General features: G+C 71.4%; 8 protein-coding genes and 1 tRNA gene. 2 read left to right on the forward strand and 7 right to left on the reverse strand.

The features are described from left to right. Window positions 1-161: 161 nt before the first annotated feature. From R9X44_RS23625 to R9X44_RS23635, 3 genes are all read right to left on the reverse strand, one after another. Window positions 162-235, reverse strand: a tRNA-Lys gene (locus R9X44_RS23625). Window positions 236-314: 79 nt separating this feature from the next. After that, window positions 315-1,118 carry an enoyl-CoA hydratase gene (locus tag R9X44_RS23630; RefSeq protein ID WP_319816442.1) on the reverse strand — a complete coding sequence of 268 codons (804 nt, stop codon included), beginning with the start codon at window positions 1,116-1,118 and terminating at the stop codon, window positions 315-317. A 22-nt stretch (window positions 1,119-1,140) separates the two neighbouring features. After that, window positions 1,141-11,136, reverse strand: coding sequence for a non-ribosomal peptide synthetase (locus R9X44_RS23635; RefSeq protein ID WP_319816443.1), 9,996 nt, complete (start codon window positions 11,134-11,136; stop codon window positions 1,141-1,143). A gap of 298 nt (window positions 11,137-11,434) precedes the next feature. On the opposite strand from R9X44_RS23635, the gene R9X44_RS23640 reads away from it, so the two are divergent. Both R9X44_RS23640 and R9X44_RS23645 read left to right on the forward strand, forming a co-directional pair. Further along, complete coding sequence (locus R9X44_RS23640) at window positions 11,435-12,355, forward strand: chlorophyllase/cutinase-like alpha/beta fold protein (protein ID WP_319816444.1); 921 nt, start codon at window positions 11,435-11,437, stop codon at window positions 12,353-12,355. A 184-nt stretch (window positions 12,356-12,539) separates the two neighbouring features. Then, entirely contained in the window at window positions 12,540-13,727 is a 1,188-nt protein-coding gene (locus R9X44_RS23645) for a cytochrome P450 (protein WP_319816445.1), read from the forward strand. Window positions 13,728-13,731: 4 nt separating this feature from the next. Here the strand turns inward: R9X44_RS23645 and R9X44_RS23650 are convergent, their stop codons facing one another. From R9X44_RS23650 to R9X44_RS23665, 4 genes are read right to left on the reverse strand one after another with little or no spacing between them, the layout of a single operon-like run. Continuing rightward, complete coding sequence (locus tag R9X44_RS23650; RefSeq protein WP_319816446.1) at window positions 13,732-14,943, reverse strand: cytochrome P450; 1,212 nt, start codon at window positions 14,941-14,943, stop codon at window positions 13,732-13,734. Next, complete coding sequence (locus tag R9X44_RS23655) at window positions 14,940-15,551, reverse strand: GTP-binding protein (protein WP_319816447.1); 612 nt, start codon at window positions 15,549-15,551, stop codon at window positions 14,940-14,942. Before R9X44_RS23655 ends, R9X44_RS23650 begins: the two co-directional genes overlap by 4 nt. Beyond that, the gene (locus R9X44_RS23660) at window positions 15,532-15,888 is read right to left on the reverse strand and encodes a DUF742 domain-containing protein (protein ID WP_319816448.1); all 357 of its coding nucleotides are present in this window, start codon (window positions 15,886-15,888) and stop codon (window positions 15,532-15,534) included. The genes R9X44_RS23655 and R9X44_RS23660 overlap by 20 nt, the downstream gene beginning before the upstream one ends. After that, complete coding sequence (locus R9X44_RS23665) at window positions 15,885-16,310, reverse strand: roadblock/LC7 domain-containing protein (RefSeq protein WP_319816449.1); 426 nt, start codon at window positions 16,308-16,310, stop codon at window positions 15,885-15,887. The genes R9X44_RS23660 and R9X44_RS23665 overlap by 4 nt, the downstream gene beginning before the upstream one ends. Window position 16,311: the final 1 nt, after the last annotated feature.

Genomic DNA, 16,311 nt, shown 5'->3' on the forward strand with positions numbered 1-16,311 from the left:
TGGACCCGCGACGGCCCCACCGTGGGCCCGTCCACTCGCGATTCTCGCACCGGCCGCCCGAACCCGGAGATCACGCCTGTGGATAACCCACCTGATGGGAAACCGAAGCCCGGAAAAGCAGTTGGGCCCGTTCCGAAAAGGAACGGGCCCAACTGAGAAGGTGCGCCGCCAGGGACTCGAACCCCGGACCCGCTGATTAAGAGTCAGCTGCTCTAACCAACTGAGCTAGCGGCGCGGGTGTTGAGCGGTGTGCCGCTCGACGTGGAGAACATTACCAGGAGGTGGAGGGGTGTGCGAATCGGTTCGGGGAGGGGTCAGTCCTCGAAGAGCGGGGGACGGGACTCGCGGCGGGCGCGGACGGCCTCCTCGAAGTTGCGGGTGGTGAGGCGGACGAAGAGCTGGGCGTAGGTCTCCTGTTCCATGTGGGACTGGAGGCTCGCGGCGTCAAGGGAGGACCAGAGGAGGCGCTTGGTCATCTCGGTGCCCACGCGGCTGAAGGAGGCCATGCGTTCGGCGAGGTCTTCGGCCGTCGTGAGGAGGTCGTCGGAGGGGACGGTTCTTGAGACGAGCCCTATGCGGTCGGCTTCGTCGGCGGTCACGTCGCGGCCGGAGAGCATGATCTCGAAGGCGCGGGAGGAGCCGACGGCGCGGGGGAGCAGGTAGGACAGGCCGAGTTCGGCGGCGGTGAGGCCGTTGGTGATCCCCGCGGCGCGGAAGACCGCGGTCTCCGAGGCGATCCTCACGTCGGCGGCCATGGCAAGGCAGAAGCCGCCGCCTATCGCGGGGCCGTTCACCGCGGCTATGACGGGCTGGTGGGCCTGGCGCAGGGCAAGGACGGCGCGGTCGAGGATCTCCATGGCGCGCCGGGCGATCGACGGGATCGTCAGACCGTCGATGCCGGGGGGAGGGCCGGGGTCGGTGAGGTCGGCCCCGGAGCAGAACCCGTCGCCCGCCCCGGTCAGCACGATCGCCCTGACGTCGTTGTCGGCGGACGCGCTCTCGATCGCGTCGCGCAGCGGGACCATGACGTCGAAGGCCATCGCGTTCATCCGCTCGGGCCGGTTGAGCGTGATCCGCGCGATCCCCTTGCGGGGCCTGTCCACCAGTACGTAGCTCACGCCCACCAAACTAGAACACGTTCTACCTATTGCGCCAGGCCGTCTGGAGGGCGTCGATCTCCCTCTGGTCGAGGTCCACGAGGAGGTCTGAAGAGGTGAACCCTCCGGCGTCGCCCTTACGGACGTGCTCTACCAGCCCGTACAGGGCGGTGGAGAGGTCGTCGGCGAGGGCGCGGACATCGGACGCGGCGAGTACGTCCGACGGCCAGGTCAGCGTGACGCGCAGTACGGGCCCGCCCGGACGGTCCTCGGTGACCGCGTTGATCTCCAGCACGTGCGCGACCGCCATACCCGGGTCCTCGCCCGGCGGCAGCTCCTCCGGCGCGGGGCTCCAGTCGTCCTCCGACGCCGCCACCCTGCCGAGGTAGTTGAACACGATCTGGGCCCGGGGAAGGTCGCGCAGTTCCTCTGCGGTCTCCTCGTTGAGGTACCTGAGGAGGCCGAAGCCGATCCCGTTGTCGGGGACCTTGCGCAGCTGTTCCTTGACGGCTTTGAGCGCGCGCCCGGCCGCCGCGCCGCCTGTGGCGACGTCCTGCCAGTCGGCCATGCCGGGGTCAAGCCGCACCGGGTACAGGCTGGTGAACCAGCCGACCGTACGGGAGAGGTCAACGCCGGACACGATCTCCTCGCGGCCGTGCCCTTCGAGGTCGAGCAGGACGCCGCTGCCGCGTCCGCCGCGCGTCCTGCGCCAGTGGCCGACGGCGAGGGACAGGCCGGTGAGCAGGACGTCGTCAGGTCCCGCGTGGAAGGCCGTGGTGACGTCGGACAGCAGCGGCCCCGTGGTGTCGGCCCCGATCTCGACGGTGTGCCGCAGCGTCGTCGCCGCGGTGTCCCTGACGGGATCGAGCGCGCGGGCCCCGAGCCGAGGGTTGGGCCCTTCGACGAGGTCGAGCCAGGTGTCGAGTTCGGCGGTCCGAGCGGGTTCCGCGGCCTCGGCGGTGAGCTTCCCTGCCCAGCGGCGGAACGAGGTCGGGACGGGCGGGAGCGGCCCGTCCGACAGCAGCGCGGTCACCAGGTCGGGCAGCAGGATCCGCCAGGAGACCCCGTCGACCGCCAGGTGGTGTCCCATGACCAGCAACCGTCCCTGCGCGGCTCCAGCGTCGAACCAGACGGCCTGGACGAGCGTTCCCGCGTACGGGTCGAGCCTCGACGCGGCAGCCAGCGTCTCGGCCTCCAGGGCGTCAAGGCCGGTCACGCGGCGGACGAGCGGGGTGGCGTCCACCGACCCGGGCGGCGCGACGACGAGCCTGTCGTCCACGAGCCTGGCCCGCAGCACGTCGTGGTGGTCGAGCACGGTTTGCAGCGCGTGGACGAGCCGCTCCCGGTCGAGCCCGGGCGGCACCCGCAGCAGCACCGACTGCTGGAACGAGGTGATGTCGCCGCCGCGCTCGAGCAGCCACGCGACGATCGGGGTCAGCGGGACGGTCCCGAGCCCCGCGCCCTCCTCCTCGCGCTCCACCGCGTCGTCCGCGCCGGCGGGCCGGGCCGCCGCGGCGAGGGCCGCGACCGTCCTGAGCTGGAACACCTCGCGCGCGGTGACGACGAGCCCGGCCTGACGGGCCCGCGCGACGAGCTGGATCGCGACGATGGAGTCGCCGCCGAGGTCGAAGAACGCGTCGTCCGCGCCGACCTCGGCCACGCCGAGCACCTCGGCGAACAGCGCGGCCATCGTCTCCTCCGCCTTGCCCGAGGGCGCGCGGCCGGAGACGCGTTCTGGCGCGGACGGCTCGGGCAGCGCGGCACGGTCGAGCTTGCCGTTCGCGGTCAGAGGCAGCCGGTCGAGCACCTGGAAGAGGGCGGGCACCATGTGCGCGGGAAGGGCCTCGCCGAGGGCGGCCCGCAGATACGCGACGTCAAGGGCGGCCCCCCTGGCGACGGCGTAGGCGACGAGCCTGTTGTCGCGCGCGACGACGGCGGCGTCGGCGACCTCGGGAAGCGCCGCGAGGGCAGCCTCGATCTCGCCGAGCTCGATCCGGAACCCGCGGATCTTCACCTGGTGGTCGGCGCGGCCGAGGTAGTCGAGGTTCCCGTCCGGCAGGTGCCGCGCGAGGTCCCCGGACCGGTACATGCGGCTTCCGGGCGGCCCGTAGGGGTCGGCGACGAACCGTTCGGCGCTGAGCGCGGGCCGGTTCAGGTACCCGCGGGCGAGGCCCGCGCCCGCGATGTACAGCTCGCCAACGACGCCGGGAGGCACCGGCCGCAGGCGGTCGTCGAGGACGTAGGCGCGCAGGTCGGGGATGCCGACGCCGATGACGGATCCGGGAGCGGTCGCGCAGGTGAGCGGGTCGAGGGCCGCGTAGGAGACGTGCACGGTCGTCTCGGTAATGCCGTACATGTTGACCAGGAGGGCGTCCCGGCCGTGCGCGTACCAATCGGTGAGGCGCTTCAGCTCAAGGGCCTCGCCGCCGAAGACGACGTACCGCAGGGGGAGCGGCCTGCCGTCGTCGCAGGCCATCAGCTGGTAGAAGGCCGAAGGCGTCTGGTTGAGGACGGTGACGCGTTCGCGGTCGAGGAGTTCCAGGAAGTCTTCCGGGCTCCGGGAGACCGCGTAGGGGACGACGACAAGGCGGCCGCCGTACAGCAGCGCGCCCCACAGTTCCCAGACGGAGAAGTCGAACGCCGTCGAGTGGAAGAGCGTCCAGACGTCGTCGGGGCCGAAGGAGAACCACCGCTCGGTGGCGGACATCAGCCGCAGCACGTTCGCGTGGGGCACGACGACGCCCTTAGGCAGCCCGGTGGACCCCGAGGTGTAGATGACGTAAGCGGGATGCCTCGGGTCGACGGGTACGCCGGGGTCCGCGTCCGGGTAGGCGACGGCCTCAGCGAGCACCGAGGGGTCCACGGTGAGGACTGGCGCGCTGTCGGCGACCGTGTACGCGATGCGTTCCGCCGGGTAGTCGGGGTCGATGGGCACGTAGGCCGCGCCCGACTTGAGGACGCCGAGGATCGCCGCGACGAGCTCGGCCGACCTGGGTAGCTTGACGGCCACGAACCGCTCGGGTCCCGCGCCGCGCTCGATCAGCAGGGCGGCGAGCCGGTTCGCGCGCCGGTTCAGCTCCCCGTAGGTCACCTCCACGCCCTCGTACGTCACCGCGACGGCGTCGGGCGTGCGCGCGGCCCACCGCTCGAACGCCTCGCCCACCGACCGGTCCCCGCCGAGCGAGGACCCCCGCCCGGTCTCCACGGGCGTAAGCGCGGAAGCGGAGGGCGCGCGGTTGAACGCCTCGTCCATCGACCGGGCCCCAGCAGGGGAGGACTCCCGCACAGTCTCCACCGGCGTAGAGGGCTCGTGGTTGGACGCCTCGTCCGTAGACCGGGCCTCGGCGGGGGAGGACTCCTGCGCAGTCTCCAGCGGCGCAAGCGCAGGGGTGGAGGGCGCGCGGTTGAACGCCGTAGACCGGGCCCCGGTGGGGGAGGACTCCCGCGAGGTCTCCAGCGGCGTAAGCGCGGAAGGAGAGGGTGCGCGGTTGAGCGGTTCGTCCGTTGACCGGGCCTCAGAGGGGGAGGGCGCCTGTGCGGTTTTTGCTTGCGTAAGGGTGGGGGTGGAGGGTGCGGGGTTGTTCGGGGGGAGGGGCGGGTGGGGGAGGGGGGTGAGGTTTCCGGTTGCCCAGGAGGCGAGGATGACGGTCTCCTCGGCGGGCGTCAGCAGCCGGTGGGAGGCGAGCGGCGCGTCCGGCGCGTCGAGAAGTGCCTCAAGGAGGAGCGCGAAGCGCGCGGCGAAGGAACGCGCGGTAGCCGGGTCGTAGAGGTCGAGGGCGTATTCGAGGTCGCAGACGAGCCCGTCAGGCGAGCCGTCGGGGGTGTGCGTCTCGTTGAGCGCAAGGAGCAGGTCGAAGCGGGCGACGGCGGCGTGCAGCGGTTCCACGCGCGCGGTGAAGCCGTCGAGGTCGAGGCGCGGTTCCGGGTTGTTCTGGAAGGTGAGCCCGTGCTGGAACAGCGGGTGGCGGCCCAGGTGGCGGGGCGGGTTCAGCGCCTCGACTATCCGCTCGAAGGGCAGGTCCTGGTGGGCGTAGGCGGCGAGGTCGGTCTCGCGGACGCGGGCGAGCAGTTCCCGGAAGGTCGGGTCGCCCGAGGTGTCGGTGCGCAGGACGAGCATGTTCACGAACATGCCGACGAGGTCGTCGAGGGCGGCGTCGGTACGTCCGGCGACGGGCGATCCGACCGGGATGTCGGTCGCGCCGCTCAGCCGGGACAGCAGCGCGGCGAAGGCGGCGCGCGCGACCATGAACTCCGAAGTACGTGTCTCGCGGGCGAGCGCGGAGAGCGCGGCGTGCAGGCGGGCCGGGAGGGTGAAGCGCAGGGTTCCGCCCCGGTAGGTGGCCTGTTCAGGGCGCGGCCGGTCGGCGGGCAGAGGCAGTTCCTCGGGAAGTCCGGCGAGGGCCCCGGTCCAGTAGGCGAGCTGGCGTGCGGCGAGGCTGTCCGGGTCGTCCTCCGCGCCGAACAGCTCGTGCTGCCACAGCGTGTAGTCCGCGTACTGGACGGGCAGGGGCGACCAGCCGGGCTCCGCGCCGGACGCACGCGCCGCGTAGGCGGCGATGAGGTCGCGCGCGAGGGGCGCGAGCGACCACCCGTCCCCGGCGATGTGGTGCAGCACCAGCAGCGCGACGTGCTCGTCGGGGGCGAGCCGGAACAGGTGGGCGCGCAGCGGGGGTTCGGCGGCGATGTCGAAGCCGCGTCCGGCCGCCTGGGCGAGCAGGACGGGCAACGTGGCCTCGGTGGCGTCCACGACGGCCAGGGCGGGCACGGCGGTGCGCGGGTCGAGGATCTGCTGGCGCGGCACGCCCGCGGTGTCGGGGAAGACCGTGCGCAGTGACTCGTGCCGCGTGACGACGTCGCCGAGCGCGCGCCGCAGCGCCTCGTGTGAGAGCTCCCCGGTGAGGCGCAGCGCCATCGGCAGGTTGTAGGTGGCCGACGGCCCCTCGAACCGGTTGATGAACCACAGCCTCGCCTGCGCGTACGAAAGCGGGATCGCGGAGGGCCGCACGGCGGGCAGCAGCGGAGGCCGTGCCGGGACGGCGTCGGCAAGAAGCCCGGCGAGTCCGGCGACCGTAGGCGTCTCGAACAGCGCGCGCACGGGCAACTCGACGCCCAGGGCAGCCCTCGCCCGCGACGTAACGCGCATCGCAAGCAGCGAGTTGCCTCCGAGCGCGAAGAAGTCGTCGTCCACGCCGACGCGTTCGACGCCTAGCAGCTCGCCGACTATCCCGGCGAGGACGCCTTCGGCCTCGGTACGCGGCGCGCGGTACGCGGTGGTGGCGAGCGCCGAAGGGTCGGGCGCGGGGAGGTTCTTGACGTCGACCTTGCCGTTGGCGGTCAGCGGCAGCGCGTCAAGGACGGTCAGCGCGGACGGGACCATCGACTCCGGCAGGTGCTCGCGCACGAACGCCATCAGCTCGGCAGGGTCGATGGACGCGCCCGGAGCGGGCACCACGTACGCGACGAGCCTCGGGTCGGCCTGCTGTGCGACCCGCCTGCGGACGGCGTCACGGGCCTCCGCGGCGCCGGGAAGGTCGATGTCCTCCACGCGCACCGAGGGGTCGGCCGCGACGGCGGCGAGGACTGCGTGCAGCCAGTCGCCGAGCCGGGCCGCGGTCTCGGGGGCGAACAGGTCGGCGGCGTACTCGACCGAGCCGAGCAGGACGCCGTCGGGACCGGGCTCGAACTGGACCTCGAGGTCGAACTTGGCGACTCCGGGGTCCACCGGCTCGACCGAGACGGCCAGGCCGTCCACCTCGACGCGGGCCGGAGGGTTGTTCTGGAGGGTGAGCATCACCTGGAACAGCGGGTGCCTGGCCAGGGACCGCGCCGGGTTCAGCACCTCGACAAGGCGCTCGAAGGGCAGGTCCTGGTGGGCGTACGCGGCGAGGTCGGTCTCGCGGACGCGGGCGAGCAGGTCGGTGAACTCGGGGTCGCCCAAGGTGTCCGCGCGCAGGACGAGCGTGTTGACGAACACGCCGACGACGTCGTCGAGGGCGGCGTCGGAACGTCCGGCGACGGGGGAGCCGAGGGGGATGTCCGTGCCCGCGCCGATACGGGTGAGCAGAGCCGACAGGGCGGCTTGCACGACCATGAACAGGCTCGCCTGCGCGCCTCGGGCGAGCGCGTTGAGCGCGGCGTGGAGGTCGGCGTCGATGGTGAACCGGTAGGTGCCGCCCTTGTACGACGCGACGGGCGGCCGGTCGTGGTCGAGCGGGAGGGGGAGCGTGTCGGGGAGCCCGGCCAAGGCGTCCCGCCAGTACGCGGTCTGCCGTGCGATCAGGCTTTCCGGGTCGTCGTCCGCGCCGAAGACCTCGTGCTGCCAGACGGCGTAGTCCCGGTACCGGACCGCGGGCTCTTCCCAGTCGGGGACCTTCCCGGCCGCGCGTGCGGTGTAAGCGGCGATGACGTCACGGGCGAGCGGGGCCATCGACCATCCGTCGCCGGCGATGTGGTGCAGGACGAGCAGCAGCACGTGCTCGTCAGGCGCGACGCCGAAGACCGACGCGCGCAGCGGTATCGAGGACTCGAGGTCGAACCCCCGCACGGCCTCCGCGTGCAGCTCCGCGCCGAGCCTTTCCGGCGCGGTCTCGACGCTGCGGAACAGCTCCCCGAACGCCGCGCCGTCCGACGCGGGGTGGACCCACTGGCGTGGCTCGCCGTCGACCTCGGGGAACGTCGTGCGCAGCGTCTCGTGCCGCGTGACGACGTCGCGAAGGGCCGCGCGCAGGGCGGCGATGTCCAGCGGCCCGGAAAGGCGCAGTGGGATCGGCATGTTGTATGTCGCGGCCGGGCCTTCGAGCCGGTTGAGGAACCACAGCCTGCGCTGCGCGTACGACAGCGGGGAGAGGTCGGCGTGCTCGATCCTGCGCAGCGGCGGGAGCGCGGCCTCGCGGGAGGCCGCCGAGGCGAGGCCCGCGACGGTCGGGTGCTCGAACAGGTCGCGCACGCTCAGCTCGACGCCGAGCGCGGCCCGCGCCCGTCCGACGAGCCGCGCCGCGATGAGCGAGTCGCCGCCGAGGGCGAAGAAGTCGTCCTCGACGCCGACCTCGGGCAGGCCGAGCAGTTCGGCGAAGATCCCGGCGAGGATCTCCTCGCGCGCGGTGCGCGGCGCGCGCGAGACCGTCGCGGCGAAGACGGGTTCGGGAAGCGCGCGTACGTCGAGCTTGCCGCTCGGCGTCAGCGGCAGCGCGTCCAGAACGACGAACGCGGCCGGGACCATGTGCTCGGGCAGTTCGGCCGCCAGGAACGCGCGCAGCGCCTCAGCGGCGATCTCAGCCGCCGGCACGAGGTACGCGACGAGCCGCCTGACCCCGCCGTCCTCGCGCACGACCACGTGGCCGCGCACGACGGCCGGGTGCCTGCGCAGGACGGCTTCGATCTCGCCGAGCTCGATCCGGAACCCGCGCACCTTGACCTGGGCGTCGGCGCGGCCGAGGTAGTCGAGCACCCCGTCGGGCCGCCGGACGACGAGGTCGCCGGTGCGGTACATGCGCGCGCCAGGCGTGAACGGGTCGGCGACGAACCGCTCGGCGGTGAGCGCGGGCCGTCCGAGGTACCCGCGCGCCAGGCCCGCCCCCGAGACGTACAGCTCGCCCGGCACGCCCACGGGGACGGGCCGCAGCGCGGAGTCAAGGACGTGGTGGCGCGCGCCCCGCACCGGCGCGCCGATGGGCGCGCCCGGGCCGTGCGGCAGCCGCCCCATCGCGGTGACGATCGTGGTCTCGGTCGGCCCGTAGGCGTTGAGCATCCGACGCCCCGGCGACCACAGCTCCACAAGGTCGGGCGGGCACGCCTCCCCGCCCACGGACAGCGTGCGCAGCCCGGGAAGCGGCCCCTTGGGCACCGAGGCGAGAACCGACGGGATAAGGAACGCGTGCGTCACCCGGGCCAGCCGCTCGCGCAGTTCCCCGCCGACGTTGACCCCCGCCGGCGCGACCACAAGGGTCCCGCCGGGCGCGAACGCCAACAGCATCTCCAGCACCGAGGCGTCAAAGCTCGGCGAGGACCCGCCCAGCACCCGACTGTCAGGCCCGACGTCGTACAACTCGACCTGATGGTCGGCAAGCGAAGCCAGCCCCCTATGGGTGACGACGACCCCCTTGGGCCGCCCCGTAGACCCCGAGGTGTAGATGACGTAAGCGGCCTCATCCGGCCGAGCCACATGGGAAACGAACCCTCCGGAAGAGGGAGCGGCCTCGTCGTGACGCGCCACGTGGGCGACACGGGTTGTGGCAGAAGGGGCTGCCTCGTTGGGACCCGCCGCGTAGGAAACGTGGGCCTCGTTAAGGCGCGTCGTGTGGGCCGTGGGCGCTGTAGGAGACGGCGTGTGGGAGACGGACCCTGCGGGGGAGGAGGTGGCCTCGTTGGGGGTGAGCCATTGGCGTGGGGGGAGGGAGGGGATGTCTTCGGGGTGGGCGAGGGCGAGGAGGGGGTGGCAGTCGTCGAGCATGTAGCTGAGGCGGTCGGTCGGGTAGGCGGGGTCCAGGGGGACGTAGGCCGCGCCGGTTTTGCCCACGGCGAGGATCGCGGTGATCAGGTCGGCTGAGCGCGGGAGCGCGAGGGCGACGAGTTCGCCGGGCCCGGCCCCGCGGGCGCGGAGGAAACGGGCGAGGGCGTCGGCGGCGGCGTCGAGCTCGGCGTAGGTGAGCGTTTCGGTGTCGGTCTCGATCGCCGGGGCGTCGGGGCGGGTCAGCGCGTGGGCGGCGACGTACGACGCGAGCGTGCGCGGCGGAGCCTCGGCGGGGCCGACGAGCGCGTCAGGCGACGGCCCGAGGGCGAGCCGCCCGAACGGGGTCTCGGGCGACGCGGAGGCGAGCGCGTCAAGGACGGCAAGGTAGGACTCGCGCAGGGCGGTGAGGCTTTCCCGGGTGTAGAGCGCGGGGTTGCCGTCGAAGTCGATGCGCAGGTCGGCTTCGAACCCGTCGTAGACGTTGATGGCGAGGTCCTGGGTGGGGCCCAGAGACAGGACCCGCAGGGTGAGCCGCGCGTCCGGCATCGTGATCGGCCGGTCGAGCCGCAGGATGTTCACGACGGGCCCGTACAGCGGACGCGGGTCGGCCGCGAGCCCGAGATCGCGGCGCAGCTCCTCGTACCGGTACTTCTGACGGCGCAGCAGCGCCCCCGCGTCAGCGGTGACCGACCGCACGAACCCCGCGACGGTCAGGCCGGGATCGACCGCCGTCCGCAGCGGCAGCACGTTCGACATCATCATCGGCGTCCGCCGCGCCACCGGCGTGGTCCGCGCCGCGACGGGCACGCCGAGGCTGACGTCGTCGGTCCCGGTCACCCGCGCGGTGAACGCGGCGGCCGCGGCCAGCAGCAGCCCGGGCACGTTGGTGCCCAGCGCGCGGGCGGCCCCCGAGAGGTCAGAGGTGAGGACCCCGCCGACCCTGTGGAACTCGGCCGAGGGCGCGACGGCCTCGGTCCGCCCGGACGGGCTGCGCACCTCGGGCGGCTCGGCGAAGCGCTCGGTCCAGTACGCCCTGTCCCGCGCGTGCCGCTCCGACGACGCGTACGCGACCTCCCCCGCGACGGCGTCGGCGAGCGACCCGAAGTCGACGACGGGTTCCTCGCCCCGCAGTACCGCCGCGTACGCCTCGACGGCCTGTCTGATGATGATCTGGCCGCCGTACCCGTCGACCCCGATGTGGTGGGACCTGAGGTAGAAGTACGCCCGCCCGGGGCCGAGGGTCAGCAGCGCGAGCCGGTACAGGGGATCGGTCCCGAGCTTGAGGGGGGCGGCGAGATCGGCGCGCATCCAGCTGCGCGCGGCGGCCTCGGGATCGGATTCTCCGGAGAAATTTACACGGGTCACCGAATTGTCAAGACAATGGCCTGGCGTCTGCCCGGGAACCCCGTCCACGGTCTCGATCCGCACATGCAGGGCCTCGATTTCGCTCAGTATCCGACCGGCCACGGAGCAGAGTTCTTCCGGGTCGAAGCCGCCCTCCAGATCCGCGTAAAGGCCGATCTTGACGGGGAGTTCCGGTGCAAGCTGCTGTGCCGCCCAGATGCTGAACTGCGCCGGCGAGAGGTCCATGAATTCAGGACCGTACAGCGGCCTAAGTCGCCTGGCAACCGCGCCAAATGGCGACATACGGCCTGCGCATCCGGCGACAAAACCGCGTGCTGTTTCTGTCGGTAATTGAGCTAGCGCCGCGCCCGTTCGCCGCCCTTCGCCCGCGCCCGCCCCGCCGTCGCCGGGCGGCGTCCCGAGATCTGTCACGCCCTGTTACGGCCACGTTTCCTCCCTTGACCGCAGCCGTATCCGTCAGGGAAACTTCGTATGCCCGAGTGGAACGCTGTTCCGCAAATGGAACTCTCTTCGGAGGAAGCCCGTGCGTCTTGGACGTACCTCCCGTCTCGCCGTGGCCGCCGCTCTCGCGGCCGGGCTCCTGTCCGCCTTCCAGGCCCCCGCGGCCGCCGACCCCGCCGTCGCCCACTACTCAAGCCAGGTCAAGAACGACGGCGCCGACGTCTACTACCCGGCCGGGGCCACCGGCCGCCTGCCCGTCGCGCTGCTCATGCAGGGCGCGAAGGTGCACCGCCAGTACTACTCCGACTACGCCGAGGCGATCGCCGCGTACGGCTTCATCGTCGTGGTGCCCAACCACAAGCGCCTCGTGTTCTTCGACAGCGACTACTACCCGTCGCAGAAGATGCCGGCCGAGGCCGTCGAGTGGATGGACGCCGAGGACGTGCGGGCCGGCTCGCCGCTCAACGGCAAGATCGACACCGACAAGCTCGTGCTGCTCGGCCACTCCTTCGGCGGCGCGGCCGCGCTGGGCGTCGCCGACGGCAGCTGCGGCATCCCGTTCTGCACCACGCTCGGCTACACCAGGCCGAGCGAGGTGAAGGCCGCCGCCCTGTTCGGCACCAACAACAAGCTGCCGGTCTTCGGCACCTTCGCCAGCATGAACAACGGCATCCCCGTCCAGCTCCTGCAGGGCACGGTGGACGGCGCGGCCCTGCCCGCCGACGCCGAGACCTCCTACACCAAGCTGCAGAACGGCCCCAAGCAGATCGTGCGGATCGCCGGGGTCAACCACTACGGCATCACCGACGTGCAGAGCCCGCCCGGCGCGGAGGCCGAGACCTCCACGCAGACCGTCACCCAGGCCCAGAGCATCGAGACCACCGCGCGCTGGGCCGCGCTGTTCCTCAAGGCGCAGCTCGGCGACGCGGCCGCGGCCCAGTACGTCTACGTGACCGGCGACGCCGCCGACCCCGGAGTGACGGTCACCAGCCAGACCTCCTGACGCCGCAGAGCTTTAATGCTCAACTTGCGTTAATCGCCGACGAGCCGTCATCCGGAGTCAAGGAGACTTCGGGTGACGGCTCGTCACTCAAGCAGATCTGGATCTTGGCCGGAAATGTCCTTAGGGTGAATCTCGGAAACTTCCCCGACGAGAGGCCAGATCCGTGACCGGGACAATTCCCGATATGCTGTCTCCGGAATTCGCCGCTGACCCCTACAGCGCGTACGCCGTCTTCCGCGAGCAGGCGCCCCTCTTCTACCACGAGGCCATGCAGTCGTACGTGGTCTCGCGTTACTCGGACGTCGAGCGGGTCTTCAAGGACTCGGTCTTCACGACCGCGAACTACGACTGGCAACTCGAACCCGTCCACGGCAAGACCATTATGCAGTTGAGCGGCCGGGAGCACTCCGTGCGCCGTGCGCTCGTTGCCCCCGCGTTCCGTGGAAGTGAACTCCAGGAAAAGTTCCTGCCGATCATCGAGCAGAACTCGACGGCGCTCATCGACCGTTTCCGGACGTCCGGATCGGCGGATCTGGTCGCCGACTTCGCGAACCAGTTCCCGATCGGCGTCATCGTCGACATGCTCGGCCTCGACAAGGCCGACCAGCCGAAGTTCCAGAAGTGGTACACCTCGATCATCGCGTTCCTGGGGAACCTCAGCGGCGACGAGCAGGTGACCGCCGACGGCATCCAGACCAAGACCGAGTTCGCCGAGTACATGCTCCCGGTCGTCAACGCCCGGCGCTCTGCCCTCGGCGACGACCTGCTGTCCACGCTGGTCAGCGCCGAGATCGACGGCGAGACGATGAGCGACGAGGACGTCAAGTCGTTCTGCAGCCTGCTGCTCGCCGCGGGCGGCGAGACCACCGACAAGGCGGTCGCGAGCATGTTCGCGCTGCTGCTCGCGCACCCCGAGCAGCTCGCCGCCCTGCGCGCCGACCGCAGCCTGATCCCCGCGGCGTTCGCCGAGACCCTGCGGCTGCGCCCGCCGGTCCACATGATCATGCGCCAGCCCGCCGAGGACGTGGAGATCGCCGGGGGCACCATTCCCGCGGGCAGCACGGTCACCGCGCTGATCGGCTCGGCCAACCGCGACCCCGAGCGCTACAAGAACCCGGACGCCTTCGACATCTTCCGGGACGACCTCAGCACCACCAACGCGTTCTCCGCCGCCGCCGACCACCTCGCGTTCGCGCTCGGCCGCCACTTCTGCGTCGGCGCGCTGCTGGCCAAGACCGAGGTCGAGGTCGCCACCAACCAGCTGCTCGACGCCCTCCCCGACCTGAAGCTGGCCGACGGCTTCGTCCCGGTCGAGAAGGGCGTCTTCACGCGCGGCCCGGCCGAACTCCGGGTGGAGTTCACCCCGGCCTGACGCCCTAGAAGTCCACCCTCGCGGTGGGCGTGAAGGTGACGGGCAGGGTGAACAGGCCGCGCATCCACAGCGACGGCCGCCACTGCAGCTCCTTCGCGTCCACCGCGAGCTCCACGTCGGGCAGCCTGTCGAGCAGCACCTCGATCGCCGTCTTGGCGATGACCTCGCCCAGCTCGGGGCCGGGGTAGGGGCAGCCGTGCTCGCCGTGCCCGAACGACATGTGCGCCCGGTTCGTCCCGGTGTGGTGGTAGGACGGGGACACCTGCGGGTCGCGGTTCGCCGCCGCGTAGCCCATGACGAGCAGGTCGCCGCGCTTGATGCGCCGCCCGCCCAGCTCGCAGTCGTGCACCGCCCAGCGGCCGATGAAGTTCTGCGTCGGGGTGTCCTTCCACAGCACCTCGTTCAGCGCGTGCGAGACGCTGGAGCGGCCGCCCTGCAGGGACACCGAGAACTGGTCGTCGATCAGCATCAGCCGCAGCGCGTTGCCGATCCAGTTGCCGACCGGGGCCTGGGCCGCGGCCATCACCACGAGCAGGTCGATGACGATCTCGTCGTCGGTCAGCGCGGCCTCGTGCTCGAGCAGCCGCGACGGGACGTCTGGGCCGGGAATGACCCGCTTGTCCTCGACCAGACGGCGCATCCGCTCCTGGATGCGGCCGTGCGCGAGCGCGGCCTTCTCGTCAACGTCCAGCGACTCCGCGACGTCCTGGACGAGGATCGGGATGTCCTTGTCGGGCAGGCCGAACAGCTTCGCGATCACGTGCAGGGTGATCTGCGACGCGAACTGCTCGATGAGGTCGGCCGAGCCGTCGCCGGAGAACTCGTCTATGAGCAGGTCGGCGGCCCGCTCGCAGATCGCGGCGACCTCGGTGCGGTCGAAGATGTCGAGGGCGTCGCCGATCGCGCCCGCGCGCCGCTGGTGCTCGGGGCCCTCGGCGAACATCACCGACGGCGTCCAGCCGACGTACGGCATGAGCGGCCAGCCCTCGTCGATGTGCTCCCACTGGTTCCAGCGCCGCGAGTCGCGCGCGAACAGCTGGGGGTTGCTGGTGATGTGGTGGGCCTCCCGGTACCCGATGACGAACCACGCGGGCACGTCGTCGTCAAGGAGGATCGGCGCGACCGGCCCGTAGGAGCGCCGGATCTCCTCGTACAGGTCGGTCGGGTCGGCCGCGATGTGCGTGCCGTAGAGGCGGATCGGCTCTTCCGCGGTCATGGCTTTGCCTCCGAGATCTTGGCCTCCGAGAGACGGGTCAGATGACGGACCAGCGTGATCAGGACGAGCTTGCACGACTCGCGCATGCGCGCGTCGCAGTCCAGCATGGGGACGTCGGGCGAGAGCGACAGGGCGTCGCGCACCTGGTCCAGGGTCGGCTCGTGCGGCTCGAAGCGGTTGACGGCGACCACGAACGGCATGCCGTGGTGCTCGAGCCGGTCGATCGCGTACCACGAGTCCTTCAGCCGCCGCGTGTCCACCAGGACGACCGCGCCTAGGCTGCCGGAGAACAGCTGGTCCCACAGGAACCAGAACCTGTCCTGGCCGGGCGCGCCGAAAAGGTAGAGCACCTGCTCGGCGTTGAGGGTGATGCGGCCGAAGTCGAACGCGACGGTCGTGGTCCGCTTGCTGGAGACCTTGCCGATGTCGTCAACGCCGACGCCGGCCTGCGTCATGATCTCCTCGGTGCTGAGCGGGCTGATCTCGCTGACCGCGCCGACCATCGACGTCTTGCCGACCCCGAAGCCGCCGACGACCACGATCTTGAGACCGTCCGTTGCCGTGCTGCGCAGCGGGGTGCGCACGGGGTCAGAGACTTTGGAGTCCAAGGAGCACCTGCTTCAGCGTTTCCATGTCGGGGAGTTCGGAGCGGCGGCGTGCGGCGGGGCCGCGCACCGACAGGCGTCCGGTGTCGATGAGGTCGATCAGGAGGATCTTGACGACGCTGATCGGGAGTTTGAGCTCGGCGGACAGCTCGACGACGGCGACCGGCGCCTCGGCAAGCCTCAGGATCTGGGCGTGCTCGGACTGCATGCCGGGGGTCGGCGCGGACTCGGTGATGACGAGCGTGACGATGTCGAGCCCGGTGTCGCCCGCGTCGGTGCGGCCGCCGGTCACCGTGTAGAACCGGTCGGGGTCCTCCGCGTCGAGCCGCCTGGGGGTCACGGCGCGGGATCGGGTCGGCGGGGCGCTGCGGTGAGGAACCCGCCGATCTGCTCGACGAGTTCGCTCATGTTGTGCCCGACGACCCCGACGTCGGAGTCCTCGTCGGCGACGACGGCGAGGTGCGCGCCCTCACCGGCGGGGACGATCAGCAGGACGCCGCCGAGGAACTCGACCATGGCCTGGCCGGGTCCGAGGCGCTGCCCGAACTCCGCGGACGCGCTCAGCGACAGGCTCTGGATGCCCGCGGAGATCGCGGCGAGCTGGTCGGCCTTGTCGACGCCGAGTCCGGTGGTGTAGCACATCTTCAGGCCGTCCTTGGACAGCACGAGGATGTGCCGGATGCCCGGGGTGCGCTGCCGCAGGGCCTCCAGGAGCCATTCCAGGGTCTGCTCCGTGGCACTTGTGGAGTCGATGGTGCTCATA

The sequence above is a fragment of the Actinocorallia sp. A-T 12471 genome (genome assembly GCF_033875155.1).
GTDB lineage: Bacteria > Actinomycetota > Actinomycetes > Streptosporangiales > Streptosporangiaceae > Actinocorallia.

What these genes read in the sequence shown, in the direction of transcription:
- R9X44_RS23635 (WP_319816443.1), bottom strand. Translation starts at nt 11,136, where the DNA reads ATGGACCTCTCGCCGGCGCAGTTCAGCATCTGGGCGGCACAGCAGCTT.
- R9X44_RS23645 (WP_319816445.1), top strand. Translation starts at nt 12,540, where the DNA reads ATGCTGTCTCCGGAATTCGCCGCTGACCCCTACAGCGCGTACGCCGTC.
- R9X44_RS23650 (WP_319816446.1), bottom strand. Translation starts at nt 14,943, where the DNA reads ATGACCGCGGAAGAGCCGATCCGCCTCTACGGCACGCACATCGCGGCC.
- R9X44_RS23665 (WP_319816449.1), bottom strand. Translation starts at nt 16,310, where the DNA reads ATGAGCACCATCGACTCCACAAGTGCCACGGAGCAGACCCTGGAATGG.